A 24,210-nucleotide genomic window follows, 5' to 3' on the forward strand; every position below is an offset into this window, starting at 1 on the left:
CTGTCATCGTCCTGTCAACGGATTGTGCGGTGCAGCGAAAAGCAGGCCGCTGGGCTCGCCGTGCCGCGCCCGGCGAGCCCAGCGGCGGCATGCGGTAGCATTCGGTTCCCCTCCCACCCGTGTGCCCATGCGCCTGCTGCTGGTCGAAGACAATCCGGATCTGGCCGATGCGATCATCCGCCGGATGCGCCGCAGCGGGCACGCCGTGGACTGGCAGGCCGATGGGCTGGCCGCTGCCAGCGTGCTGCGCTACCAGAGCTTCGACCTGGTGGTGCTGGACATCGGCCTGCCCAAGCTCGATGGCCTGCGCGTGCTGGCCGGCATGCGCGAGCGCGGTGACAGCACGCCGGTGCTGATGCTGACCGCGCGTGACGGCATCGAAGATCGCGTGCAGGCGCTGGATGTGGGGGCCGACGACTACCTGGGCAAGCCGTTTGATTTCCGCGAGTTCGAAGCGCGCTGCCGCGTGCTGCTGCGGCGTGCGCGCGGCCAGGCCAGCGAAGTGGTGCAGATCGGCGGCTTCCAGTTCGACAACGCGGCGCACCGGGTCAGCCTCGACGGGGAGCCGATCGAACTGCCCAATCGCGAGTACCGCCTGCTGGAGATCCTGGTCGGCCGTCTTGGCCAGGTGGTCGGCAAGGACGAGATCGGCAACGGCCTGTTTGGTTTCGATGACGAAGCGGGCCCGAATGCCATCGAGTTGTACGTTGGTCGCCTGAGAAAGAAGCTGGCGGGCGCGCCGCTGCGCATCACCACGGTGCGTGGCGTCGGTTACCTGCTGGAAGCCAGCGATACCCATGCCGACGCCGATGGCTGACACGCGTGCTGCGACTGCGGCGCCGGGTTCGCTGCGGCGCACGCTGCTGCTCTACCTCGGCGTGCTGCTGGCGGTGTTCGCGGTGGCCCTGCTGTTCGCCGCACGCGATTACGGCCAGCGCGCCGCCAACCGATCCTACGATCACCTGCTGGTGTCCTCGGCGCTGTCCATCGCCGATTCGGTGGCCCTGGTCGACGGCCAGTGGCAGGTCGATCTGCCCTATGCGGCGCTGGACCTGCTGGCGATGGCGCCGGAGGACCGCGTGTTCTACCGGGTGGCCGACAGCCGCGGCACGCTGATCACCGGCTACGGTGATCTGCCGACACCGCCGCGCAGGCCCGGTACCCAGCCGCAGCTGTTCGACGCCCCCTACAGCGGCGAAACCGTGCGCTTCGTGGTGGTCGGCCGCAGTTTCGCCGCGGCCTCGGCACAGGGCGAGGTGCAGGTGCAGGTGGGCCAGACCCGGCGCGCGCGCGAAGCCGTTGCGCAGGACATGGTCAATCGTGCATTGCTGGCGATCGGTGTGTTGTCCGGGCTGCTGCTGGCGCTGGTGGCGTTCGGCGTGCATCGTGCGTTCCGGCCGCTGGTGCGGGTGGAGCGCGAGCTGTCGCGCCGCGAGCCGTCCGACCTGAAGCCGCTCGATGCCCGCGTGCCACGCGAGATGGACCAGATGGTGGCCGCGTTGAACCGCTTCATGGAGCGCCTGTCCAGCAGCAACGAGACACTGCGCGCGTTCATGGCCGAGGCCGCACACCAGATGCGCACGCCACTGGCGGCATTGCGAGCTCAGGCGCAGTTGGCGCTGGATGATGACGATCCGGAGGACATGCGACGCAGCCTGCAGGCGATCGAGCGCAACGCCACGCATATGAGCCGGCTGCTCAACCAGCTGCTCAGCGATGCCAGCGTGATCCATCGTTCGCACCTGCAGCGCTTTGCGGCGGTGGATCTGGCCGAGACCGTGCACCAGGCGTTGCATGAAGCACTGCCGCAGGCAAGCCCGGCACCGCGCGTGCAACTGGCGATGACTGCCGAGCCGGTGCAGGTGCATGGCGACGCGCTGCTGCTGCGCGAGGCAATCAAGAACCTGGTCGACAACGCGTTGAAGTACGGCGGCGACGGCCCGTTGCAGATCGCGCTGACCGTGGAAAGCGGGCAGGCCGTGCTGACCATCGCCGACCATGGCGCCGGCATCGCGGCTGCCGATGCCGAACGCGTATTCGAGCGCTTCGCGCGTGGCGAAGGCGCGCCATCCGGCGGTGCCGGGCTGGGCCTGGCCATCGTCAAGCGGGTGGTCGACAGCCACGGCGGCCGCATCGACCTCAGCAACCGCCCGCAGGGCGGGCTGATCGCCACCATCCGCCTGCCACGGAGCAGTCCATGATCCGCCTGTTTGCCACGGCCGTTGCCCTGCTGCTGGCCCTGCCGGTGCTGGCCGCGCCCGGCGATGTGCGTCGTTTTCCCGCACAGGGGGCGGCCACCGCGCAGCTGCGCATTCACGGCACTACCGACATCGAAGTGTTCGCGGTGGTGATTGCCGATTACCAGCGGCTGCACCCGGGCACCGAGGTGGTGTACGAGGACATCATCACCCAGGACCTGTACGCGCGTTACCTGCACGACCGCGGTGGACCGGCATCGCCGGACCTGCTGATCTCCAGCGGCATGGACCTGCAGACCAAGCTGGTCAACGATGGCCACGCGCTGCCACATCGCTCGGCGCTGACCGCTGCGCTGCCAGCCTGGGCGCAGTGGCGCAACGAGGCCTTCGGCATCAGCTACGAGCCGGTGGTGATGGTCTACAACACCCGCGCAATGCCTTCGGCAAAGGTGCCGCACACGCGCCGCCAGCTGCTGGACCGGCTGCGTGCCGAAGGTGCACCGCTGCGCGGCAGGGTCGGCACCTATGACATCGAGCGCAGCAGTGTCGGCTACCTGCTGGCAACCCAGGATGCGCAGCGCGGCAGCATCGCCGGCGCGCTGCTGGGGGCGCTCGGCGACAACGACGTGGTGCGCGAAGAGCGCACCGGCGTGCTGCTGGACAAGGTGGCCAGCGGCGAGCTGTCGCTGGTCTACAACGTGCTTGGTTCCTACGCGCAGGCACGGGTCGATGCCGGCGCGCCACTGGCCATCGTCGAGCCTGAGGACTACACGCTGGTGGTGCTGCGCACCGCGGTGATTCCGCGTACCGGCCCACACCCGGAAGAAGCGCGGCGCTTCCTCGACTACCTGCTGTCGCCCCGTGGCCAGCAGGTGCTGTCGCGCGAGGCGCGGCTGATGCCGATCGTGACCGGCAACGCACGTGGCGACGATGCGCCCGGCCGCAGCCGGCGTCCGATCCAGCTCGGCCCGGGCCTGCTGGTGTACCTGGATGCGCTCAAGCGCCGCCAGTTCCTCGATGCCTGGCGCAGCAGCGTCGAGCCGGCGGGGCGCTGAGGCTCCGGCCTGCCCGTACAATGGCGGCATGAGCGAATACACCATCCTGATCGCCGACGACCACCCGCTGCTGCGTTCGGCGGTGGTGCAGTCCTTGCGGCAGAGCCTGCCGCTGGCGCAGGTGCGCGAGGTGGCCAGTGCCGATGCGCTGGCCGAGGCGCTCGACGCACAGCCGGACGTGGACCTGGTGCTGCTCGACCTGACCATGCCCGGCGCGCACGGTTTTTCCGCGCTGCTGCACGTGCGCGGCTCGCATCCGGACATCCCGGTGGTGATCCTTTCCTCCAACGACCATCCGCGGGTGATCCGCCGTGCCCAGCAGTTCGGCGCCGCCGGTTTCATCCCGAAGTCCGCGCCGGCCGAGACCATCGGCGAGGCCGTGCAGGCAGTACTCGATGGCGGCCTGTGGTTCCCGGCGATGGCCGCCGAGCGTTCCGAGGCCGATGCACTACTGGCCAGCCGCCTGGCCCAGCTGACCCCGCAGCAGTTCCGCGTGCTGCTCTGCCTGGCCGATGGCCTGCTCAACAAGCAGATTGCCTACACCCTGGGGCTGGCCGAGAACACGGTGAAGGTGCACGTCACCGCCATCCTGAAGAAGCTCGAGTGCCACAGCCGCACACAGGCGGCGGTGCTGGTGAAGGCGCTGGAGCCCGAGGGCGACGCCGGCATCGGGCTGTAGTTTCCAGCCAACGGCGCAGCCCCTCGTGGGTGGACACGTAGAGCAGTTCATGGGTGAGGCCGGGCAGGTGGACTGCACAGGGGCCGCTGCAAGTACATCCATGTAAGCTCGGTCGCCGCATCCATGCGGCTCACGCCCCTGCGCAGCCCACCTGCCCGGCCACGGACAGGTTCCGTGCGCATCCACCCACGGAAGAGAAAAGAAGATCAAAAGCAAAGGCAGCCTGACAGGCCGCTTTTTGCAGAGCCGAGCCCACGCTCGGCTGCTTTCTGGCCGGTCCGTGAAGCCGAGCATGGGCTCGGCTCTACACGAGCAAGCGCAGCGCGCGACCCGCTTTTGATCTTATTTTCTTCTCCGTGGGTGCAGGCCACCGAAATCTGTCGGAGGCCGGTCGGGTTGGGTGCGCGGGGGTGTCAGCCGCATGGGCCCGAGGCATGCCTCGGGCGGGTTGGGCAGGACGCCCAACCCGGGTCTTGCCGTGTGCGCAGGACAGCGCACACGAGCAAGCGGCTGCCAAGCCTCCAGGGACGGATTCACGGCGTCCCCCGCGCACCCAACCCGACCGGCCCACCCACGGCTTCTGCTTTCCACGACCAACCAGACACCACCCACGAGGGGCTGCGCCGTTGGCTGGAAACTACCCGCGATGGCGGATCAGCAACTGACTCATCAGTGCCCGCAGCGCCGGCGGCTTCACCGGCTTGGCCATCATCCCCCAGCCGCGTTCGGCGGCCATCTCACGCAATCCCGCATCGCGCTCGGCAGTAACCAGCACTACCGGCGGGCGGGCCTGCCACAATTCGGCCAATGTCTCGTACAGCACCGGCCCATGGTGATCGCCCATGCGCACATCCAGCAGCACCAGCTCCGGTACTGCGCCTGTTGCTGCCAGCTGCAGCGCCGCCTGTGGGCCATCGGCCAGCGCCACCTCGCAGCCCCAGCGCTCCAGCAGCGCGCGGCTGGCCGCGCACACGTGCGGATCGTCGTCGATCACCCACACCCGGCGACCGCGAAGCGGGTTGTCCGCCGCCGGTTCCTGCACCAGCACCGGCACAGGAGCAGTAGCGGGAATCGCGCTGGCTTCGCCGAACGGCACGCCCACCGCGAACACGCTGCCCTGGCCCAGCTGCGAGCGCAGCCGGATCGGATGCCCAAGCAGGCGGCCGATGCGATCGACGATGGCCAGGCCAAGGCCGGCGCCGCGCTGCTGGCCGTCGTGCAGGCGGCGGAACTCCTCGAAGATCTCGCCCTGCAACGCGTCGGGAATGCCGGGGCCCTGGTCGTGCACCTCGATCCACAGCATGCCTTCACGGCGACGGCAGCCGAGCAGCACGCGGCCGCGTTCGCTGTAGCGCAGCGCGTTGGACAGGAAGTTCTGCAGGATTCGGCGCAGCAGGGCTTCATCGCTGACCACTACCGCATCGGTATCGACCCAGTCGACCACCAGGCCACGCGACTGTGCGGCGATGCCGAATTCGCGCGCCAGCGTCTGCAGCAAAGGCCCGAGCCGGAACGCCTGCACTCGGGTCGGCAGGCTGCCGGATTCCAGGCGCGCGATATCCAGCAGACTATTGAGGATCGCATCCTGCGCGGCCAGTGCAGCATCGATGTGGTCCGCAGTCTGCTGCTGCGCCGGGTCGCCCAGCTTGCCGCGCAGCACCGAAACGAACATGCGCGCCGCGTTGAGCGGCTGCAGCAGGTCGTGCACGGCCGAGGCGACGAATCGCGTCTTGTAGCGGTTGGCCTGCTCGGCTTCGCGGCGTGCTTCCTCCAGGTCATGTGTGCGCTCGGCGATGCGGTGTTCCAGCGCATCGGCCAGCGAGCGCAGTTCGCGCGCGGCGTTCTTGTAGCTGGTGATGTCGGCATAGCTGGTGACGAAGCCGCCGTCGGGCAGCGGGTTGCCACGGATTTCCAGCACGGTGCCATCGTCTTTTTCGCTCTCGCGCATGTGCGGGCGGCCGCTGCGCAGGTGGTTCAGGCGGCGCTCGATGGCTTCATCGACCGGGCCCGGACCAAGCAGGCCACGGCGTGCGTTGAAGCGGAACAGTTCCTCGATCGGCCGGCCGACGCGAACCAGGTCCTGCGGGAAGCGGAACAGTTCCAGATAGCGCGAATTCCACGCGACCAGGCGCAGTTCGCGGTCGATCACCACCACGCCCTGCGGCAGGTGTTCGAGGCTGCGGCTGAGGCCGCTGTCGGCATCGGTGGCGGCCTGCAGCAGGCCATCCTGCGCGGTACGCAGTTCCTGTGCATGCTGCTTGAGCAGGGTTTCCAGCTCGCGGCGGCTGCGCAGGCGATGCTTGGACAGTCGCCGGCGCTGCTGCACGAACAGCACCAGGAAGCCCAGCGCCAGCCATGCAGCGCCACCGGTGAGTGCTGCGGCGCGGCCGGCGCCGGTGGCGGCACTGGCATCGTGCAGCAGGTGCAGGTTCCAGCCTTCGGCGGGCAGCGGCAGGCTCTGCCACAGCATCGGCTGCGGCAGCGCCGGGTCCAGCAGGCGCACCATGCGGCCGCCATCGGCCAGCACGTCTTCGGTGCGTGCGCGCAGGGGCTGCAATGCGCGGTCGGCGTACTGGCGGGCGTCCAGCATCTCGCGGCGCTCATCGGCCCCCAGCGGGCGCAGCAGCCGGTAGCGCCAGCTGTCCCGGTTGGCCAGGAACACCACGTCGTGGTCGTCGCTGGCCAGCACCACGTCCGGGCTGCTCAGCCATTCCTGTTCCAGCGCGGACAACTCGACCTTGATCACCACCACGCCCAGCCGCTTGCCGTCTTCTTCGATGGCCTGCGAAAGGTAATAGCCGGGCACGCCGGTGGTCATGCCGATGCCGTAGAAGCGGCCACGGCCCTGCGCCAGCGCCTGGCGGTAGTAGGGGCGGTAGCTGTAGTTCTCGCCGACATTGGTGGTCGGCTGGTCCCAGTTGCTGGCCGCCACCGCCACACCGTCGTGGCCGACCAGGGTCAGGGTCGAGGCACGGGTGACTTCGTTGGCGCGTTGCAGCTTGAGGTTCAGCCGCTGCCGTTCGCTGGGCGAGGGCGGCACGCGCAGTGCATGCAGCAGATCCGGGTCAAGTGCCAGCACCTGCGGCAAGGTGCCGAAGCGGTCGATGCGCTGTTGCAGGCCCTGGCCATACAGCTGCAGCTGGCGTTGCACCTGGCTGCTTTCCTCGCCGAGCGCGCGCCGCCAGGCGTAATGACCGGCGGCGACCGCGCACAGCACAGTACCGCCGACCATCACCAGGATGGTCAGCAACAGCATCCGGTGGCGGCTGAGCCAGTACATGGCGGCAGTCTACGCAGGGCCGGCGGGCGTGGCGTGCACGCCCGCCGGGGTCTGACGTGGAAGGGGTCAGAAGTGCATCTGCGCGCGCAGTTCGAAGATCTCCGGCGTGCTGTGCACGCCACGACGGCTGGCGTCGACCTTCACGTAGTTGGCCTGGAACTTGAAGTGGCTGGTCAGGTACCAGTTCGCACCCAGCGTCAGGTCGTGCTGGCGGCCGCCGAGGATGCTGCCATCGTCCAGGTCGAGACGGCTGTATCGGGCCAGCAGTTCGACCGCGCCGTAATCGTGCGCCGGCTTGATGTTGGCCACCGCGCCGGCGTTGTACGGGCGCGATTCGCCGGTCAGCACCCAGCTGGCCATCGCGTACTGGCCACTGCCGGTGTAGTCGGGCTTGCCGTCATGACGGGTGACCGTAGCGCGCAGCGCTTCGGCCTGCAGCGAGAACGGGCCCCGGATCCAGATGCCTTCCACGCCGGTGCGGCGGATCTGGTCGGCGGTGACCAGCGCACCGGAATCGACGTAGCGGATGTCGGTCAGGCCGGCTTCCGGGCGCGCGCGCAGGCGGGCGCTGGCCTCGTGATGCACGTCGCGGCCATCGCTGTAACCACGCGGGTTTTCCTGCGAGTAGGCCAGGCCCAGGTGGATCACATCGCCTGGTGCCTTCACCGGCGTCCACACCGCACGCACCGCCTGGGTGGTGCCGGGGTTGTCGCCCTGCAGGTCCTTGCCGCCATAGGCCCCGGCCTGCAGCAGGTACTGCGGGCGCTCCAGCACCCACTCCACGCCGGTGCGGCGGCCTTCGTAGAAGGCCTGCACCGGCAGCGAGGTTTCCAGGAAGCTGCCGGCACGCGAAGAGGTGTTCGCATCCAGGCCGACCGGGGTCTTCATGTAGCCGAAGCGGAAGCGGCCGACGTCACGGCCGAAGAAGGCCTTGCTCTCGAAGCGCACGAACACGTCCAGCCAGGTATCGGCCTGGAAGTCGTAGTAGACCATCGCATCGTAGACGCCCTTCTTTTTCAGCGTCGCGCCGAATTCCTTGCGGCGCACGGCATCGTCGTCCTCAAGGCCACTGGCCGAGGAGAAGTCGTTGTAGTCGTAGGCGATGTTGGCGGTGGCCGCCAGCTCGGTGCCATCACCGAAGGTGTACTTGGTCGGCCAGTTGTCGAAATCGGCGGCCGAGGCGAAGGCGGGAAGGGCGGCCAGCGACAGGGCCAGCAAGGTGGGATTCGGGCGCATGTTGGGTGCGGCTCTCTCAGATTGCGTGTGGACAGGACATCAACGGCCGGAAGGGCCGGAACTTTCGCAAAGACTCACCCAGCCGTTCAGCCCGGGCCACCAGCCTCCCCAGGATCGGGCGGTGCGGCGCCAGTGTAGGCACCTGTGCCACCTGAACCGGGAGGCTAGTACCAATAGGTTATCTGCGCTGGCGTGCCTGGCGCGTACAAAGGCGTCCATTGGTCGCACCTCCTGTGCGTGCTGCACAGGGCCTGCGATCAGTTTCCACGGTAACGGTTCCCGTGCAGCTCCGGGGCCGTACGTGCCTGAAAACGCCCCTTCCGGAGTCCGCCATGCACATCCCGACCGCAGCACCGGTGCCTGCAAAGCCGTTGCCGATCTATCGCCAGCTGTACTTCCAGGTGATCGTGGCGATCGTCCTGGGCGCCATCCTCGGCCATTACGAGCCGTTGATCGGCGAGAAGATGAAGCCGCTCGGTGATGCCTTCATCAACCTGGTGAAGATGATCATCGCGCCGGTGATCTTCCTCACCATCGTCACCGGCATCGCCAGCATGACCCACCTGCGTACGGTGGGCCGGGTCTTTGCCAAGGCGATGGCGTACTTCCTGTTCTTCTCCACGCTGGCGCTGATCGTCGGCATGATCGTGGCGCACGTGGTGCAGCCCGGCGCCGGCATGAACATCAACCCGGCCGAGCTGGACCAGACCGCGGTGCACAGCTACGTCGAGAAGTCGCACGACCTGACCCTGGTCGGCTTCCTGATGGACATCATCCCGAAGACGCTGCTCAGCGCCTTCGTCGACGGCAACATCCTGCAGGTGCTGTTCGTGGCCGTGCTGTTCGGCATCGCGCTGGCGATGGTGGGCGAGAAGGGCAAGCCGGTGCTGAACTTCCTGGAGGCGCTGGTCGCTCCGGTGTTCAAGCTGGTGCACATCCTGATGAAGGCCGCCCCGATCGGCGCCTTCGGTGCGATCGCCTTCACCATCGGCAAGTACGGCGTCGGCTCGCTGATCAACCTGGCCTGGCTGGTGGGCTCGTTCTACCTCACCGCCTTCCTGTTCGTGGCGGTGATCCTCGGCGTGGTCTGCCGCCTGTGCGGCTTCTCGGTATTCAAGCTGGCGCGCTACCTGAAGGCCGAACTGCTGCTGGTGCTCGGCACCTCGTCGTCGGAGTCGGCGCTGCCGTCGCTGATGGAGAAGATGGAACGCGCCGGCTGCAGCAAGTCGGTGGTGGGCCTGGTGGTCCCGACCGGCTACTCGTTCAACCTGGACGGCACCAACATCTACATGACCCTGGCGGCGCTGTTCATCGCCCAGGCCACCAACACCGAACTGACCCTGGGCCACCAGATCGCACTGCTGCTGGTCGCCATGCTCAGCTCCAAGGGCGCGGCCGGCGTCACCGGCGCGGGCTTCATCACCCTGGCCGCCACCCTGGCCGTCGTGCCGGAAGTGCCGGTTGCCGGCATGGCGCTGATCCTGGGCGTGGACCGCTTCATGAGCGAATGCCGCTCGCTGACCAACTTCATCGGCAATGCCGTGGCCACCGTGGTGGTCTCGCGCTGGGAAGGCGCGCTGGACCGCAACCGCCTGAAGCTGGCGCTGGATGGCCGCGAAAGCGAACTGCCGCCGCCGGTCGATGCGCTGCCCGAGGCACTGCCGGCCAAGGGCTGATCCAGGTGTGTGGTACCGCGGGGCCGGTCACGACAGTGGTACGGCCCCGCGGCGTTTCAGGGCGTCCCATGGCTGTCATGGGCAACGCCGAAGCTGACATCCCGGTACCGTCGCATACGGCACGGAATTGTGCGGTCGCAGCATGCTTGCGACAGGATAGCGACAGGTCCAGACGCTCCAACGGGGGTATCATCCCCTGTCCCTTCTGCCCATTCATGTAACCCACATCGATGTCCAACGAAGATTTCAAACAGGCCGCCCTCGATTACCACCGGATGTCCCCGCCGGGAAAGATCAAGGTTTCCGCTACCAAGCCCATGCTGACCCAGCGCGACCTGTCGCTGGCGTATTCGCCGGGCGTGGCGTACGCCTGTGAAGCGATCAAGGCCGACCCGCAGCAGGCCAGCGAGCTGACTGCCCGCGGCAACCTGGTGGCGGTGATCTCCAACGGCACCGCGGTGCTGGGCCTGGGCAACATCGGCGCGCTGGCCGGCAAGCCGGTGATGGAAGGCAAGGGCGTGCTGTTCCAGAAGTTCGCCGGCATCGATGTGTTCGACATCGAAGTCGACGAGACCGACCCGGACAAGCTGGTCGACATCATCGCCTCGCTGGAACCGACCTTCGGCGGCATCAACCTGGAAGACATCAAGGCGCCGGAATGCTTCGTGGTCGAGCGCAAGCTGCGCGAGCGCATGAAGATCCCGGTGTTCCATGACGACCAGCACGGCACGGCGATCATCGTCGGCGCGGCGGTGCTCAACGCCATGGCGATCACTGGCAAGAAGATCGAGGACGTGAAGCTGGCGACCACGGGCATGGGCGCGGCCGGTATTTCCTGCGTGAACATGCTGGTGCAGCTGGGCCTGAAGCCGGAAAACATCCTGGCCTTCGACCGCGAGGGCGTGATCCACACCGGCCGTACCGACCTGGACCCGGAAAAGCAGCGCTATGCGCGCGACACCGACAAGCGCACCCTGGCCGAGATCGTCGACGGCGCGGACATCTTCCTGGGCCTGTCGGCGCCGGGCATCCTGACCGCCGACATGGTCAAGACCATGGCGCCGGATCCGGTGATCTTCGCACTGGCCAACCCGACCCCGGAAATCATGCCGGAACTGGCGCGCGCCGCCCGTCCGGACGCGATCATCGGCACCGGCCGTTCGGACTACCCGAACCAGGTCAACAATGTGCTGTGCTTCCCGTACCTGTTCCGTGGTGCGCTGGACGTGGGCGCCACCGCGATCAACGAGGAAATGAAGATCGCCTGCGTGCGTGCCATCGCTGCACTGGCCCGCCGCGCCGCCACCGACATGGGCTCGGCCTATGGCGGTGACACCCCGAGCTTCGGCCGTGAATACCTGATCCCGCGTCCGTTCGACCGTCGCCTGCTGGTGGAGCTGTCGGCCGCCGTGGCCCAGGCCGCGATGGACTCGGGCGTGGCCTCGCGCCCGATCGACGACATGGGCGCCTACCGCGACAAGCTGGCCCAGTTCGTCTACCGCACCAGCCTGATGATGAAGCCGGTCTACGACCGCGCGCGCAGCGACAAGCAGCGCGTGGTGTACGCCGAAGGCGAAGAGGAAGTGGTGCTGCAGGCGGTGCAGAACGTGGTCGATGACGGCCTGGCGCACCCGATCCTGATCGGCCGCCCGGAAGTGATCGAATCGCGCATCGAGCGCCTCGGCCTGCGCCTGAAGATCGGCGAGAACGTTGAAGTCACCAACATCAACGATGATCCGCGCTTCAACGAATACTGGCAGTACTACCACGGCCTGACCGGCCGTCGTGGCGTGACCGTGGCCGCGGCGAAGAACCTGATGCGTTCGCGCCCGACCCTGATCGCAGCAGTGATGGTGGCCCGTGGCGAAGCCGATGCAATGCTGACCGGCATCGTCGGCCGCTTCCACAAGAAGCTGGGCTACGTGCGCAGCGTGCTGCCGCTGGAGCCGAAGGTCACCTCGACCTCGGCGATGACCGGCGTGATCAACCAGCAGGGCGTGTTCTTCTTCGTCGATACCCACGTGCAGGAAGACCCGACCGCCGAGCAGCTGTGCGAAGCGACCCTGCAGGCGGCCTACCGCATGAAGTTGTTCGGCATCGAGCCGAAGGTTGCGCTGCTGTCGCACTCCAACTTCGGCAGCCATGACTCGAAGGACGCGCTGAAGATGCGCCAGGTGCGCGAGCTGCTGCTCAAGCGCAACCCGCGCCTGAACGTGGACGGCGAAATGCAGGGCGACACCGCATGGGATGAAGCGCTGCGCCAGAAGCTGCTGCCTGGCTCGACCCTGCAGGGCCGCGCCAACCTGTTCGTGCTGCCGAACCTGGAAGCGGCCAACATCGCCTACAACCTGGTGCGCGTGTTCACCGATGGCGTGGCGATCGGCCCGATCCTGATGGGCGTGAACAAGCCGGTGCACATCCTGACCACCAGCGCCACTTCGCGCCGGATCCTGAACATGACCGCGATCGCGGCGGTCGATGCGCAGATCCGCAAGCAGCTGGAAGCGGAAAAGAAGGCATAAGCCTTCTTTCCCACTTCCGCTGCCCACGCATTCTTCCTCTACCCCCGCCTTCGGCGCGCCCCTTCAACAAGAAGGGGCTCCTGGTCGGAAGAATGATGGCGCTGGCGCGGCTGGACGTCGGCGCAAGTGAAAACACCGGGCATTGCCCGGTGTTTTCATTTGCCGCAACGGCCGCAGAACCTGCCACACGCGCTACGCCGCCCGGTCATTTCCCTGCAACGCCGTTGCGGCCCAATACGCCCACGCGGCCCGGCCGTGGGAAGGGACCGGACCGGCCTTCCCACCCTGGGCCCGACCAACTTTCATGGGCGAGGGTGTCATGCGTAATCGAGGCACGCGGCGATATTTCCAGCAGCTGTTCGCGCTGTACGCCGGTTTCGTGCAGTCGCGCTGAGGCGTAGAAAGCAGCGAGGTAGAGTCGACCGTTGGTCGACTATCGCGCGAAGCGCGGGGTTTTCGGGGGCTGTACGAAAGTCAGTCGACTAACAGTCGACTCTACCCAGTCGCCCCAATTCCCAGTTGACCAGCCAGTCAGCGCCGCTTGCCGCGGCGTGCAGGGGCCGGCGGCGGTGCATCCGAACGCGGCTTGGCGTACTGGGCCCACAGTGCGGGCAGTGCCTTGCCGGTGTGCTTCTGCCACAGCGCCGGTGCATAGCGGCCATCGCGCAGGGCCGTGTCCAGTGCCAGCACCAGGCCGGGGTGTTCGGCGTCGGCCCATTTCAGGAACGCACCGGTGACCCGGTAGCCGCTGTCGAAGTTCTGGCCCTTCTCGACCTTGCCCGGCAGCGACCAGCCCGCGGCGGCATTGTCCATGCCGTAGCGGTCGCGTGCGTAGTCGGCGATGCCCTCCACCAGCCAACCCGGCACCCGTGCGTCGCCATGGCCCGGATAGCCCTGCGCGATGTGCATGGCCTCATGGGTGACCAGGTCGATGTCGTTGGGGTGCTGCGCCAGCCAACCCGGATTGATGGTGATCGTTGCCGCCTGGTCCTTGTCACCGACGAAGGCGATCCCGGTGTAGGCCGGATCGATCACGATGCGCACCATCGATGGCGCGGCCGGGTGGAAGTCCGCACGTTCGCGCAGGTAGGCGAAGTAGAACGTATCGATCACCCGCTTGCGCTGCGGCGCGGCCAGGGCGCCACGGGCGTCCTGGTAGTTCAGCGTCACGCCGTCGCGGGTCAGCTGCGCATCAAAGGCCTGGGTCTGGCCGAAGCTGGAGAAGGAAAGGGCAACAAGGGCCAGAGGCAACAGACGGTAGCGCATAGGGCTCATTGTACGGCGCTGGGCGCCAACAGTTCGATCTCCGCCAGCGGCAGCAGGCCCGGCGCGGCCAGGCGCAGCCGGTACTCGCTGTAACGACCGGGTCTGGCGATGCGGAACGGACGGGTCTGGCGGGCAGACTCGAAGGCTTCGCCGCTGCGCTGGTCGAGCACGATCCAGTGGCCGTTGCCATTGCGCGCTTCCAGCGTCCATTCGCCGCCCTGGATGCGGCCGTCACCGCTGGTCAGCGTATACATCGTCGGCGTGCCATTGCTCAGGCCGGTCAGTGCGATGGTCGCGCCGCCATCCAGGCCGACGGTGGTGGCCGCATCGTCATCGACCAGCGCCGGCAGGGCGCGGCCATCGGCCAGCGTCGCCTTCGCGCCGCTGCCGAGCAGGTCGTGCAGCAGTTGCGGGCGCTGGCCACGGGCGGTCAGCGAGCGCGGCACGTCATCCACGCCGCTGCCCCAGCGCGACGGCTGCGGGCCCATCACGAAGTCCAGCGTCGCGCCCTTGGCGATCAGCTCGTGCGGCACCCAGGTCTTCGTCCAGGGCGTGCCGTTGATCTTCAGCGACTGCACGTAGACGTTCTCTCGCGAATTGTTGGCCGCGTTCACGGTCAGCACCGCGCCGCCCTGCAGTTCCACCCGCGCGTGGCGGAAGGCCGGCGAACCGATCACATACTCCGGGGCGCCCATGCGCAGCGGGTACAGGCCCAGCGAGGCCAGCACGTACCACGCCGAGGTCTCGCCATTGTCCTCGTCGCCCGGATAGCCCTGGCCGATCTCGCTGCCGACGTACAGCCGCGACAGGATCTCGCGCACGTGCTGCTGGGTCTTCCACGGCTGCCCGGCGTACAGGTACATCCACGGGATGTGGTGCGCCGGCTGGTTGCTGTGCGCGTACATGCCCATGCGCACGTCGCGCGCCTCGGTCATCTCGTGGATGGTGCCGCCGTAGGAACCGGCCAGTGCCGGGTCCGCGGTTTCCGGCGTGGCGAAGAAGGCATCCAGTTTCGCCGCCAGCTTGTCGCGGCCACCGTACAGCGCGGCCAGGCCCTCGCCATCGTGGGCGGCGGTAAAGGCGAAGGTCCAGCCATTGGACTCGGTGTAGTCGTGGCCCCACACGCGCGGGTCGTAGTCCTTCGCGTCCACGCGCCACTGGCCATCGGCAGTGCGGCCCTGGAAGAAGCCGGCGGCCGGATCGAACATCGTCGTGTAGCTGGCGGCGCGATGGCGGAAGTAGTCGGCCTCGGTGCTGTAGCGCTCGCGTGCGGCCGGCGTGGTCGCACGCTTGGCCAGCGCGTCGGCCATGTTGGCGATGCCGAAATCATTGAGTGCGCCTTCCATCGTCCACGACATGCCTTCATGCACGTCCGCGCTGGCGTAGCCACGGAAGGTCGAACGGTCCATGCCCTTGCGGCCGACATGGCGGTCGGGCGGGACCACGGTCGCGTTCTTCAGCGCGGCGGCGTAGGCCTCGGCCGGATCGAAACCGCCGATGCCCTTCAGCCACGCATCGGCGAAGGCCACGTCCGAGCTGGTACCGACCATCAGGTCCGCATAGCCCGGCGACGACCAGCGTGCGATCCAGCCGCCGGCGCGGTACTGCTCGATGAAGCCCTGCACTAGCTGGCCGGCATCGTCGGGCGTGAACAGTGCATAGGCCGGCCAGGTGGTGCGGAAGGTGTCCCAGAAGCCGTTGTTGACGAACACCTTGCCATCGCGCACGCCGGCGTAACTGCGGGTCGCGCTGCCTTCGGTGTTGTCATCGCTGGCGCTGGCCTGGTTGGCGTAGCGCCACTCCGGTGCGGCGGCGCTGCCCACGTTCTCGTGGCCGGAATTCGGGTACAGGTACAGCCGGTACAGGCTGGAGTACAGCGTGGTCTTCTGGTCGTCGCTGGCATCGCCGATGTCGAAGCGGGCCAGGCGCGCGTCCCACGCGTCCTGTGCGCGGCCGGCCACGCTCTCCAGCGTATCGGCGGCGGCGATTTCCAGTGCCAGGTTGTGCCGCGCCTGCTCCACCGAGATCAGCGAGGTGGCGATGCGCATCGTCACCCGCCGCTCGCTGCCGGCATCGAACTTGATGTAACCGGTCGGGCGCCCGGTGTCGAGGCGGCCGCTGCTGCGCCAGGGCTTGTCGAAGCTGGCCACGACATACATGCGGCTGGCGCCGTTGGACAGGCCGCTGCGCGTATCGGTGTAGCCGGACAGCGTCTGTGTGGCGGCATCCAGGGTCAGGCCACCACGCGCATCGACGTTGTCGAACAGCAGGTTGGCGTCACCGCCTTCGGGGAAGTCGAAGCGGAACAACGCGGCATGATCGGTTGGCGCGATGGCGGCAGCGATGCCGTTGTCGAAGCGCACGTCGTAGCGGTAGGGGCGCGCGCTTTCATGGCGGCGATCGAACGACAGCGCGCGCTTGCGGCGGTCGGCCTCCGGCACGCCACGGCTGGCCGAGGGCATCACCTGGAAGGTCTGGCGGTCACCCATCCACGGGCTGGGCTGGTGGCTCAGCGCAAGCGCCTGCAGCTGCGGGCGGTTCTGTGCGTCGTTCTGTTCGTTCCAGCGGTACAGCCAGTTCAGTGCGCCGGCATCGGTCACCGGGGTCCAGAAGTTGAAGCCGTGCGGCACCGCCGTGGCCGGGAAATTGTTGCCGCGCGAGAAGGTGCCGTTGGCCTGGGTGCCGCGGGTGGTCAGCACCCAGTCGGAGACGCGCTGTGGCTGCTGCCGCGGCTGTGCGTCCAGGCGCACGTCATCAATCCAGCCAGAGACCGGCGCGCCCTCGGCACTGGCCACCTCCAGCTCGATCGCCACCACGCGGCGGCCCTTCAGCGTGGGTACGTCGCCCAGCCGCACTGCCTTGCGCGCCCACTGTTGCGGGTACAGCGTCTTCGATTCGCCCTGCGCGAGCGCGCCGATCGCCACCCCATGCTGGTCGCGCGCCGTACCGGCCGACACGCGGCTGCCATCGTCCAGCAGCAGGTCCAGCGAGACATAGGTCGAAGCGACGGTGTCCTTGCCGACGATCTCCGGCAGCACCAGCCACGACAGCGTGGTATCGGCCTCGATGGGCAGGTCGGCCTTGAACAGTTCGCGCCGCGCGCTGCCGCCTTCGCTGCTGTAGCGCAGTGCATGCAGGCCGCTGTAGCCGGCGTTGCGCTTGGCCGCGTAAGGCGCCGCAGGGCCGTTGCCGATCGTGACCTGAAGTGCACCCGCGGCCTGCGTCGGGGCAGGTTCGCCGGGCTCGAACGAGGTCTGCAGCCCCTGTGCCAGCACCGGCATCGCAGTGGTCGCACAGGCCAGGGCCAAGGCGAGTGGAAGCAGGGCGCGGCGCGGATCGGACAGGGTCATGCAAGGGTCTCCCGGAAGGGCTGGCGGCGGGCAGAACCCGCATCGGCGGACACCACGGACAGCATCGCTCCGCCCGCCAGGCTGGCAGTGGAAGAGGCGATGCCGGTCCGGTGGGGGCGGGCCATGCGATCGGGTTGGATTGGGTGGGTCGGGGTGCGACCTGGCCCGATCCTGCAACAGCCGTCGCGCGCTGGCAAGTGCCATTTAGTTCGATCCAAATGCGGGAAATATCGCTGGAGTCGATTCTGGCGAGCGAACCTGCCGGATCTGCCGCAGAATCCCCATGGGTGCCATCGCCCGGCGTGCCGCGCGCAGCTGCGTGACATTCGCGGGAGCGCGCAAAGGCCCGTGGTGGCGCAATGTCGGTGCGGCCCAGATGCTAGAATCACAGGCCTCGCAACCCGTTTACCGACATCCGCCATGAGCCATACCGCCACCGCGCCCGCCAACGCCGAGAAGCGCTACACCGTGCACCGCAGCGATCTGCCGTTGAGCTGCCCGACCCCGGAAATGGCGCTGTGGAACTCGCATCCGCGCGTGTACCTGCCGATCGAAGACGAGCCCAACGGCGAAGCGCAGTGCCCGTACTGCGGTTCCGTGTTCGTGCTGGCCGACTAAACGGCGGCCCCTTCGATGCGCCGATTGACCGTGGTGCAGTTGCTGCCGGCGCTGCACTCCGGCGGTGTCGAGCGCTCGACCCTGGAAATCGCTGCTGCCCTGGTCGCGGCCGGCCATCGTGCGCTGGTGGTGTCCGCCGGTGGCCGCCTGGTGCAGCCGCTGCTGGACAGCGGTGCCGAGCACCTCACCCTGGACATCGGCCGCAAGTCGCTGCTGACCCTGCGCCATCTGCCGACCCTGCGCCGCCTGTTTGCCGAGGTCGGTGCGGACATCGTGCACGCCCGTTCGCGGCTGCCGGCCTGGCTGGGCCTGTACGCGATCCGCGCCATGCCCGCCGCACAGCGCCCGCACTGGGTGACCACCGTGCACGGGTTGAATTCGCCCAGCCGCTACAGTGCGGTGATGACCAGTGGCGAACGCGTGATCTGCGTGTCCAACACCGTGCGCGCCTTCGTGCAACGCCACTATCCGACGGTGCCGGAAGAAAAACTGCAGATCATTCCCCGCGGTGTCGATGTCGGCCAGTTCCCGCGCGTAGCGCATGCCGACCGTCGCCCGCGGCTGGCCCTGGCCGCCGATTACCCCTGGCTGGCGCAGGTTGATGGCCCGCTGCTGCTGTTGCCCGGGCGCGGCACCCGGTTGAAGGGCCACGCCCACGCGCTGCAGCTGCTGGCCGACGTGCGTGCCGCCGGCGTGCCTGCGCAGCTGTGGATGCTGGGCACCGAGGAACCCGGGCGCGAGGCCTACGTGGCCGATCTGCGCCGCCAGGCTGCGGCACTGGGCGTGGCCGAGGCCGTACAGATCAGTACGCCTACCGCACGCATCGCCCTGGCCTACGCCGCCAGCGATCTGGTGCTGCAGCTGTCGGACAAGCCGGAAGCCTTTGGCCGCACCGTGGTCGAGGCGCTGTCGGTCGGCCGCCCGGTGCTGGGCTGGGACCACGGTGGCGTCGGCGAACTGCTGCAGCAGCTGCAGCCCAGCGGCGCGGTGCCGCTCGGCGACGCGCGCGCGCTGGGTGAACGTGCGCTGGCCCTGCTGGCGCAGCCGCCATCCTTGCCGACCCGCATCCCGTTTACCCTGCAGGCCATGCAGCGCGATACCCTCCGCCTCTATGCCGATCTCGCCGGCTGACCCCGCTGCCATCGTGCGCGACGACCGCGCTGGGCGCTGGGCGCCCTGGTGGGTGCTGGCGTACGTGGCGATGTGGCCGTTGCCAGGCATCGCCGAAACCGTGCTCGGCCTTGGCGCGCTCTATGCTGCCGCGCGCATGGTCATGCGCCGGCTGCAGCGCCGCCCGCACCTGTTGAGCACGGCGGCGTGGGCCCTGACCTCGATCCTGTTCCTCGGCTACTGGCTGCCACAGGCGTTCTCGGCCATCGATGCGATCGATCCGGCGGCCTCGTGGACCAAGGCTGCCGCCGGACTGCGCTACCTGCCCTTCATGTGGCTGGTGGCGATCGCGGTGGCCACACCGGAACGGCGGCGGCTGACCTTCGGCGGCCTGACGCTGATCACCGGCGCGTGGACGCTGGACGCGTTGGTACAGGCGCTGGCCGGCACCAGCCCATGGTTCTGGTCGCTGGAGCACCTGAAGCTGGCCGTAAGTGGCCACGCGCTGTGCCCGGCCGACGAAGCCGCACTGGCCGACCGCCTCAGTGGCGCGCTCGGGCCCTGCAACCTGAAATTCGGCCAGGTGCTGGCCAGCCTGTCACCCTTCCTGCTGCTGCCGATGGCGCGGCGTTTCGGTAGTGCGGGGTGGTTGCTGGCCGCCGCCGCACTGGGAGGCGTGCTGCTGCTGGCCGGTTCGCGCGCCTCGTGGATCACCTTTGTGCTGGTGCTGGGCTACAGCGGCCTGCGCCAGTTCGGCTGGAAGCGGCTGCTGCTGCTGGCCCTTGTGGCAGCGCTGGGTACGGCCGCACTGACAGCGGGCGTGCCGCAGCTGCGCGAGCGTGTTGCGCGCACGGCACAGGCATGGAACGAAGACGGGCAGGGCGTTGACGAGGCGCTTTCGGGGCGCGCGCGCATCTGGACGGCGGCCGTGTGCATGATCGAGGAACATCCGGTCAACGGTGTCGGTGCGCGCGGCTTCCGTGATGCGTATCCGGCCTGCGTGTCAGACGAGGGCCCCGCCGTGTGGGGCAATCAACCGGCATTGCACGCCCACCAGATCGTGCTGGAAATCCTGGCCGAGACCGGCGTGCTGGGCCTGCTGCTGTGGCTGGCGGCGGTGGCGCAGGCCTGGCGGGCCTGGCGCTATGCACCGCCGGCGGCGCGTGACCGCGCCCGCCCGGCGATGCTGGCGCTGGCGGTTACCGTGTTCCCGCTCAATACGCACCTGGCGTTCTATTCTGCGTTCTGGGGCGGCCTGACCGTGCTGCTGGCGGCCCTGTTCGCCGGCAGTCTGCTGGCCCGCGAATCGGACGAATCTCCGCCGATGCAGTAGTTGCCAACCTTGGTGGGCTCCCCGGGACCGGCCTCGGTTCATCCGGCGCCAACCAAGGTTGGCGACTACCGCGAGGACGCCGGCCCTTCCACCGCATCCGGCTATTTGTAGAAATCACTCCGGCCGCCGGGCTGGCGCTTGAAGCGGCGGTGGATCCACAGGTACTGGTCGGGGGCTTCGCGCACCATCTCTTCGATGGCCTGGTTGACCCGCGTGGTATCGGCTTCCACGTCCTCGCTGGGGAAATTCTCCAGCGGTGCGCCGATCTTCAGCACGTACTTCCCGCCTTCGCGGCGGTGGAAGTACGGGATCACTGCACAACCGGTCATCCTTGCCAGCTGGTGGGTGGCGGTGATGGTCGAAGCGGTGTGGCCGAAGAACGGCACGAACACGGTGTCCTTGCCACGCATGTCCTGGTCCGGCGCGTACCAGAGGAAGCCGCCCTTCTTCAGGTGGCGCACGGTCGCGCGGATGTCCTCGTTGGCGAACATCGCCTTGGCATAGCGCAGGCGGCCGAACTTCACCGCCCACTCGTACACCGGGTTCTTGTGCTTGCGGTACATGCCGGACAGGTCGACGTAGTCGCACAGCAGGCGTCCGCACATTTCCAGGGTCATGAAGTGGCCGGAGACCAGCAGCACGCCGCGGCCTTCAGCCTCCATCTGCCGCAGGTGTTCCAGGCCTTCGATCCGTACCTGCGGGCGGATGCGGTCGATGCTGCCCCACCAGGCGCGGATGCACTCGAACACGCCCACGCCCAGCGCATCGAAACTGTCGCGCACCAGGCGCTGGCGCCAGGCTTCGTCCTTCTCGGGGAAGCAGAGCTGCAGGTTGACTTCGGCGGCGCGGCGGCGGCTGCCGAGCAGGCGCCAGGTGATCCAGCCGACGCCCCGGCCCAGCGCGCGCTGCAGCATCCACGGCAGGCGAGCGATGGCGAAGGCGCCGAACATGGCGGCGAACATCGGCCAGTTGCGCGGATCGCGCAGCGATGGGCGGACGGCGGTGGAGGCATCTGACATGGGGCCATTCTACCAAGGCGGCCGCGTGTCTTTCCCCGGGGGCTCCCGTATCCTTGCCGCATGCGCAAAGACCCTGTCGAATGGATCCTGCGCGGCCTGTATTCGGTCGTGCTCTACATCCTGCTGCCGATCACCGTGTACCACCTGGTCTGGCGCGGTTTCCGGGTTCGTGAATACTTCCGGCGCTGGGATGAACGCTATGCCTCCTATCCGCAGCCGACCGGGCAGCCGCGGGTCTGGCTGCACGCGGTCTCGGTGGGCGAGGTCAATGCCGCCGCGCCGCTGGTCAATGCCCTGCGCCAGCAGCGCCCGGACATCCGCTGGGTGATCACCACCATCACCCCGACCGGCTCCGAGCGCGTACGCGCGCTGTGGGGCGACGCCCTGGACCATGTCTACCTGCCGTACGACGTGCCGGGCAGCGTCAACCGTTTCCTCGGCCATTTCCAGCCCAGCCTGGCGCTGATCCTGGAAACCGAGCTGTGGCCGAACATGCTGTTCGGCTGCCGTGACCGCGGCATTCCGGTGTACATCCTCAACGCCCGGTTGTCGGCGCGTTCGCTGCGCGGCTACCGGTTGCTGGCGGCACTGATCCGCCGCGCGCTGCGCACCGTCACCTGCGTGGCCGCGCAGTCGCAGGACGATGCCGAGCGCTTCGTGCAGCTGGGGGCGGATCCCGGCCAGGTGCAGGCGCTGGGCAACCTGAAATTCGACATCGCCACGCCGGATGTGCAGGGTTTCGTCGAACAGTTCCATGCGCGGGTACCGGCCGCTCGTCCGGTATGGATCGCCGCCAGTACCCATGATGGCGAGGAGCAGGCGGTGATCGACCTGCACCGGCGCCTGCGCCAGCGGCATCCGGAGCTGCTGCTGCTGTGGGCACCGCGACATCCCGAGCGTTTCCCGAAGGTGGAAGCGCTGGCGCGCGAACAGGGCTGGAGCGTGGCGACCCGCCGCGTGGACCAGTGGCCACACGCGGCCACAGACGTGTTCGTCATCGACACCCTTGGCGAGCTGATGCCGTTCTATGCCTGCGCCCAGGTCGCCTTCGTCGGCGGCAGCCTGCAGGCCATCGGTGGTCACAACCTGCTGGAGCCGGCCGCGATGGGAACGGCGGCGGTGACCGGCCCGCACCTGCACAACTTCGCGGAAATTTCCCGGCGCATGCGCGAGGCCGGGGCGCTGCTGATCGGCGAGGACGCGCAGGCGGTGGGCGATCTGCTGCAGCACCTGCTCGACGATGCCCAGGCCCGCGAAGACATGGCGCGGGCGGGATGCACGCTGGTCAGCAATGGCCGCGGCGCGCTGCAACGCACGCTTGCCCTGGTGGCGCCGCACCTGCCACCACCGCGCGAGTGATCGCGGCAGCGCGGAGTCAGCGGCGCTGACGAGCATTGTCGTGATCAACTTCATCAATTCTGCTTAGCGACGATTTTTCTGTCGTTGCTGGACCGACCCTGCCGCTGGCAGCGTGCCTGCCATCACATCGTTGCGCACATTCCACCGATTCTGATTCCGCAGGGCGACGCAGGCTGCCAGCCTGCTGTCGACCGCGCTTGGGCGGATATCAAGGGAACTTGCGATGGACGGCGACAGGGGCGGGGACGGCACGGGTGGGGCCGGCACGGGTGGGGCCGGACTGGGGACGGACCATCTGGCGGTGGTGGCGTTGACACTGTTGGTGGGCGGCAGCGTGATCGCACTGGTGGGCCAGCACACGGCGGCACAGGCAGGCCCCGCCATCGTGCTGAGCTTGTTGCTGGCTGCACTGGGGGCCGGCCTGGTGCTGTGCTGCCTGCAGGATCTGGTGCTGCGGTTGCCGGCGGGCGAGGGCCTGCACGGGCTGCTGGCTGCCAGCTGGGGGCCGCGGGTGGCGGGCGTGTTGGGCATGGCCCTGCTGCTGGAGCTGGTGGCGACCACGGCGGGCGTGGCGCAGTCCATGGCCCTCCATCTGCACGCGGTGCTGGCCGCCGAAGGCCTCCAGCCCTGCGACTGGCTGCCGGAACAGGTCACGGCGGCGGTGGGCCTGCTGATGCTGGGCGCGCTGGCATTGCTGCCGCCACGGCGTGTGGTGCTGGTGGCCTGCGCCCTGTTGACGGTGAAGATCGGTGCGGGGGTGTTGCTGCTGGCGCTGGCGGCACGTCATGTGCATTACGCGCACTGGATCCCCTGGCTGCCACCGGCGACCGCGCCGTATCGCTTCGGGCTGGGCGGGGTGCTGGCGGCTGCGGTGCCGCTGCTGGGGGTATTTGCCAGCGTCGGCTTGGCACTGGGCTTTCCTGCGTTGCGCCGCCAGGGCGCGATGTGGCAACCGGCAGTGCTGGCGCTGGTCTCGTTGCTGGCGATGCTGCTGCTGATCGTGCTGGCAGCACTGCAGGCAGGGCTGGTCGAGTTTTCCGCGCTGGCCAGTACCCGGCCACTGTCGGTGGCGCTGCAGATGCATCCGCAATTGGAGTGGATGCTGCCGTTGTTGCCCCTGGCGGGGGCTACGGGCCTGGCCGCACTGCAGCTGGTGCTGCTGATGCTGGCCTTGCGGCTGGCAACATCGCTGTGGCCAGGGGCGGGTGATGCAGTGGGACGCTCCCGCGGTGTGATCGTGGCGGCGGTCGGACTGCCGGCGGTGATGCTGGTGCTGTGGCTGCCGTTGGGCACCCTGCCGGCGCTGCCGGGTCCGGCAACCCTGCTGGTGATGGCGGCGCTGTGCCTGGCGGTGCTGCGGCGGCGGAATGACATGAGGCAGGGCGCAACCGGTCGCGAACTGGTGCTGCCGATGCTGGCGCCCTTGGCGGCCGCGCTGTGCGTCCTTGCGGCGTTGGAACGCCTGCGGGCATGGCCGGGCTGAGGGTTCGCGGGGCCACGCAACGGGTA

At 68.3% G+C, this 24,210-nt stretch carries 16 protein-coding genes; 11 read left to right on the top strand and 5 right to left on the bottom strand.

Features of this window, described 5'->3' with window-relative positions; all coding sequences use genetic code 11:
• The first annotated feature begins 127 nt into the window (after positions 1-127).
• Genes VG556_RS17460 through VG556_RS17475 form a run of 4 tightly spaced genes read left to right on the top strand, consistent with a single transcriptional unit; the run spans position 128 to position 3,932 of the window.
• Positions 128-817, top strand: coding sequence for a response regulator transcription factor (locus VG556_RS17460; RefSeq protein ID WP_005419188.1), 690 nt, complete (start codon positions 128-130; stop codon positions 815-817).
• The gene (locus VG556_RS17465) at positions 810-2,201 is read left to right on the top strand and encodes a sensor histidine kinase (protein WP_014648362.1); all 1,392 of its coding nucleotides are present in this window, start codon (positions 810-812) and stop codon (positions 2,199-2,201) included. The genes VG556_RS17460 and VG556_RS17465 overlap by 8 nt, the downstream gene beginning before the upstream one ends.
• Positions 2,198-3,253 carry an ABC transporter substrate-binding protein gene (locus VG556_RS17470; protein WP_014648361.1) on the top strand — a complete coding sequence of 352 codons (1,056 nt, stop codon included), beginning with the start codon at positions 2,198-2,200 and terminating at the stop codon, positions 3,251-3,253. Before VG556_RS17465 ends, VG556_RS17470 begins: the two co-directional genes overlap by 4 nt.
• 28 nt (positions 3,254-3,281) lie before the next feature.
• On the top strand, positions 3,282-3,932 hold the full coding sequence (locus tag VG556_RS17475; RefSeq protein ID WP_014648360.1) for a response regulator: 651 nt from the start codon (positions 3,282-3,284) through the stop codon (positions 3,930-3,932).
• 637 nt (positions 3,933-4,569) lie between these two features.
• Here the strand turns inward: VG556_RS17475 and VG556_RS17480 are convergent.
• Positions 4,570-7,212 carry a hybrid sensor histidine kinase/response regulator gene (locus VG556_RS17480; protein WP_100450589.1) on the bottom strand — a complete coding sequence of 881 codons (2,643 nt, stop codon included), beginning with the start codon at positions 7,210-7,212 and terminating at the stop codon, positions 4,570-4,572.
• Between the two features lie 66 nt (positions 7,213-7,278).
• A complete protein-coding gene (locus VG556_RS17485; RefSeq protein WP_100450588.1) occupies positions 7,279-8,448 on the bottom strand; it encodes an OprO/OprP family phosphate-selective porin in 1,170 nt (389 codons plus the stop codon).
• A gap of 332 nt (positions 8,449-8,780) precedes the next feature.
• Between VG556_RS17485 and VG556_RS17490 the strand changes: the two genes are divergently transcribed.
• The gene (locus VG556_RS17490) at positions 8,781-10,124 is read left to right on the top strand and encodes a dicarboxylate/amino acid:cation symporter (RefSeq protein WP_014648357.1); all 1,344 of its coding nucleotides are present in this window, start codon (positions 8,781-8,783) and stop codon (positions 10,122-10,124) included.
• Positions 10,125-10,354: 230 nt separating this feature from the next.
• Positions 10,355-12,646 carry an NADP-dependent malic enzyme gene (locus tag VG556_RS17495; protein ID WP_014648356.1) on the top strand — a complete coding sequence of 764 codons (2,292 nt, stop codon included), beginning with the start codon at positions 10,355-10,357 and terminating at the stop codon, positions 12,644-12,646.
• A 531-nt stretch (positions 12,647-13,177) separates the two neighbouring features.
• Here VG556_RS17495 and VG556_RS17500 read toward each other — a convergent pair.
• Both VG556_RS17500 and VG556_RS17505 read right to left on the bottom strand, forming a co-directional pair.
• Entirely contained in the window at positions 13,178-13,921 is a 744-nt protein-coding gene (locus tag VG556_RS17500) for a basic secretory protein-like protein (protein WP_100450587.1), read from the bottom strand.
• The gene (locus VG556_RS17505; protein ID WP_242883981.1) at positions 13,918-17,262 is read right to left on the bottom strand and encodes a GH92 family glycosyl hydrolase; all 3,345 of its coding nucleotides are present in this window, start codon (positions 17,260-17,262) and stop codon (positions 13,918-13,920) included. The genes VG556_RS17500 and VG556_RS17505 overlap by 4 nt, the downstream gene beginning before the upstream one ends.
• Positions 17,263-17,682: 420 nt before the next feature.
• On the opposite strand from VG556_RS17505, the gene VG556_RS17510 reads away from it, so the two are divergent.
• From VG556_RS17510 to VG556_RS17520, 3 genes are read left to right on the top strand one after another with little or no spacing between them, the layout of a single operon-like run.
• Positions 17,683-17,880, top strand: coding sequence for a zinc-finger domain-containing protein (locus VG556_RS17510; RefSeq protein ID WP_005410967.1), 198 nt, complete (start codon positions 17,683-17,685; stop codon positions 17,878-17,880).
• A 15-nt stretch (positions 17,881-17,895) separates the two neighbouring features.
• A complete protein-coding gene (locus VG556_RS17515; RefSeq protein WP_100450585.1) occupies positions 17,896-19,011 on the top strand; it encodes a glycosyltransferase in 1,116 nt (371 codons plus the stop codon).
• Positions 18,992-20,323, top strand: a complete 1,332-nt coding sequence (locus VG556_RS17520; RefSeq protein ID WP_100450584.1) for an O-antigen ligase family protein — start codon at positions 18,992-18,994, stop codon at positions 20,321-20,323. Before VG556_RS17515 ends, VG556_RS17520 begins: the two co-directional genes overlap by 20 nt.
• A gap of 101 nt (positions 20,324-20,424) precedes the next feature.
• Here VG556_RS17520 and VG556_RS17525 read toward each other — a convergent pair whose 3' ends face one another.
• On the bottom strand, positions 20,425-21,342 hold the full coding sequence (locus tag VG556_RS17525) for an LpxL/LpxP family Kdo(2)-lipid IV(A) lauroyl/palmitoleoyl acyltransferase (RefSeq protein ID WP_014648350.1): 918 nt from the start codon (positions 21,340-21,342) through the stop codon (positions 20,425-20,427).
• Positions 21,343-21,402: 60 nt separating this feature from the next.
• On the opposite strand from VG556_RS17525, the gene waaA reads away from it, so the two are divergent.
• Positions 21,403-22,701 (top strand): lipid IV(A) 3-deoxy-D-manno-octulosonic acid transferase, encoded by a 1,299-nt coding sequence (gene waaA / locus VG556_RS17530; RefSeq protein ID WP_014648349.1) that lies wholly within the window; start codon positions 21,403-21,405, stop codon positions 22,699-22,701.
• Between the two features lie 223 nt (positions 22,702-22,924).
• The gene (locus VG556_RS17535; protein WP_100450583.1) at positions 22,925-24,184 is read left to right on the top strand and encodes an amino acid transporter; all 1,260 of its coding nucleotides are present in this window, start codon (positions 22,925-22,927) and stop codon (positions 24,182-24,184) included.
• The last annotated feature ends 26 nt before the right edge of the window (positions 24,185-24,210 follow it).

Origin of the sequence: Stenotrophomonas sp. CASM106 (assembly GCF_049384825.1) — a bacterium.
Taxonomy (GTDB): Bacteria; Pseudomonadota; Gammaproteobacteria; order Xanthomonadales; family Xanthomonadaceae; genus Stenotrophomonas; species Stenotrophomonas muris.